2 protein-coding genes are annotated in these 2,639 nt (G+C 44.3%); both read right to left on the bottom strand.

All coding sequences use genetic code 11. The annotated features are described in order from the left end of the window. Window positions 1–56: 56 nt before the first annotated feature. A complete protein-coding gene (locus tag QUA25_RS29000) occupies window positions 57–860 on the bottom strand; it encodes a hypothetical protein (protein WP_333043143.1) in 804 nt (267 codons plus the stop codon). Between the two features lie 206 nt (window positions 861–1,066). Then, a complete protein-coding gene (locus QUA25_RS28995; protein ID WP_333043141.1) occupies window positions 1,067–1,960 on the bottom strand; it encodes an isoaspartyl peptidase/L-asparaginase family protein in 894 nt (297 codons plus the stop codon). Window positions 1,961–2,639: the final 679 nt, after the last annotated feature.

The following is a 2,639-nucleotide window of genomic DNA, read 5'->3' as shown; positions in this document are numbered from 1 at the left end:
TGGTTATTAAATGGGATCGAAAAATCAAAAATAAAGGCAATGCTATTTTATCCGGTTTAGCTGCGTAGCAGCTTAGTGCCGATAAGCGTGATATTTCCCGTTTTGCTTACATAGAACTGCACGCAATAGTTCTGCACTTCATTCTTGACGAATTCCGAGACAATAATCGTATCCACCAACTTAATATCCAGATATTTCCTCACTTCCTGCAAGCAGTAGTTCAGATCGCTGGCGCTTTTGATAATATAAGTGCCTTCTCCAGAAAGTCCGTGCGATGTTTTAATCAAGTAGGGGAATTGCTCTGGTAACTGAATGCTTTCGAGATTGACTTCGTGCAGATTGTAGGTTTGGTATTTCGGACATTGCACGCCTAATTCTGCTAGCGTGGCTTTGCTGAGTAAGTGGTAGTGGATGTCGGGATGGACGGCGTGTTTTTCAGGTTTGAGATTGTCGAAGGGAAATAGAGTCAGGAGTTTGTCAAAGCGATCGCTTACGCTGAGATCTTCGAGATAAGTTGAGCAGTCTATAATCTCCATACTGCTGTAGCTGAAGCCAAAATGCTCCCGCCAATAGTCCATCAGCGAGTTCGGCGGCTGATTAATCACAATCCCTGGGATGGCATCGCCTAACACAGCCAGATTTTTCCAAGGTTCCTTCTGACCAATCTTGTCGAAAGAAGTTTTGGTGGCTTCACTGCTGCCGTCTTGAATAAAGTATTTTTTTCTGTTGGGGTAAGCAGCCCAACTGGCAGTTGCAGGGTAATTTAGGATGAACGCATAACGTGCATCTGTGATGTCTGCAGCAAACAAATCAGAAAGAGAATTACCCTGAAAGTAAGGAAAGTCGTATGTTGAGTTCATAAGAAGAAACCTTCAAGTCGAGTTTGAATTGAACTGTTTTGCCTGCCACTAAGTAGCTCGACACAATTAAAAGTAGGGTGGGCAATGCCCGCCCTACAAATTGAAAAAATGTTTATTGATGTCCAGCTACTTAATACCTAGGAAACAAGATATTAGTTGCGGAATTTTAACACTCTCCAACTAGGGAGAATGCAACCTCAATAATTTCAATGATGGACGAGTTGTTTTTTCTTAGTGAACACAGCCACCTTGTCCATTGCTGACGTTCTATAAGCACAAGCCATGTCCGTTGAATTATGCGCCCAGCCAACCCGCCCTTGAGGGTCTATGAGGATGCACCCAGCTTCTCCTGCCACCTTAGATGCCAGAGTCTCAATTGCCTTCTGCGCTGCTTCATCTGGGTGCTTGCCGGACGCTAGAATGTCGATCGCCGTTTTAGCCAGAACTACGGGTATAATCGACTCGCCATCGCCTGTGGTCGAGCAACCGCCCTGTTGACTGTCAGCAAACAAGCCTGAGCCGATAATGGCGCTGTCGCCGACGCGACCGGCGGGCTTATTCATAGTGCCGCCTGTTGAGGTACCGGCAACTAAGATGCCGCTGCTGTCCAAAGCTACACAACCAACCGTATTGGGGCGGTCAATAACTTCTTTTTCCTCCTCCCACTCTTCCTGTTGCTCATCAGCGATTAAGTCTTCTTTTTTACACATCTCGGCTCCATTTTCGACCGCAAAATGTTGTGCGTGATCCGCTACTAAGAACATGGGTTTTTTATCCATAATCTTTCGCGCCACGGAGATGGGATGCCGCACGCCTTTAACATTTGCGAGGGCTCTCCAAGCTAATGAACCGCCTTCCATCATCGCTGCGTCTAGCTCTACCTCTCCCTTGCTGTTGAGAACCGATCCAAAGCCTGCGTTAAATGTCTGGTCAGCTTCCAGAACCCGGATAGCTGCCTCAACAGCTTCTGCTGCTGTACCCCCGCTTGTGAGCACTGCCCAACCAGCTTCTGCTGCTGCGGTACAGCCTGCATTGTTGGCTGCAACCTTGTCTTGTGTGATGGTTTTTGCTCCACCGTGAACAATAATACTCAGTACCATAAATTTCCTTTTTTTTATCTTAAGCTCTACTTAAAAATTCCTTATATCATTCGTTATATTAATCAATTTATTATAAGCAATTTTCAAGTAGTTTATTTGATGCTAGTTATATAGCCTAGCTATGTTAAATTTAGGATTCGTCTATCTTCAGATATAATTATTTTTGTCGAGATTTGTATTCCTCCCGACCTAGCTATTTACGAATTATTAATATATATGTTGCCAAAGTTAGGTCAAAAGTTTGAGCACATTTAGCTTCGAGTTAGTTATGGAAATTGAAAGAGTTAGGGAGTAAAGATGAGGTAAAACTTAAGGGGATGCACTACACCTTAACAGGCAAAATCGGTAAACGTGAAGAATGAGACTTTGAGAGAAAAGAAGTGCGATCGACCTTCACATCACTCTGAGCCTTTCTGCTGACCAGCCAAAAACCCGCGCAGCCGCAACAAACTAGCCGTTTGATCGAGGTTCAGCCTTAGCAGCGGCACTCCCGTGCGATCGCTAATTCGGCGGTACTGTTATTGCTGTGCGAAAATTGCTAGTTTTACTGTTAACAAAAGTTGCAATACTTTTTTACTAAAACCGCAACTAAAGCCCTATAACGCTCTTTCATCACTTTAGCCATAGTATAATATTCCTGAAGTCATCAAATAGTTAAAATGTATGGTCGTACCCCGCC

Origin of the sequence: Microcoleus sp. Pol17C6 (assembly GCF_036701145.1) — a bacterium.
GTDB lineage: Bacteria > Cyanobacteriota > Cyanobacteriia > Cyanobacteriales > Microcoleaceae > Microcoleus.
This window is presented reverse-complemented; position numbering and strand designations above follow the sequence as displayed.

Excerpts from the sequence above, each read along its gene's own strand:
- QUA25_RS29000 (WP_333043143.1), bottom strand. The coding sequence starts at position 860 with ATGAACTCAACATACGACTTTCCTTACTTTCAGGGTAATTCTCTTTCT.
- QUA25_RS28995 (WP_333043141.1), bottom strand. The coding sequence starts at position 1,960 with ATGGTACTGAGTATTATTGTTCACGGTGGAGCAAAAACCATCACACAA.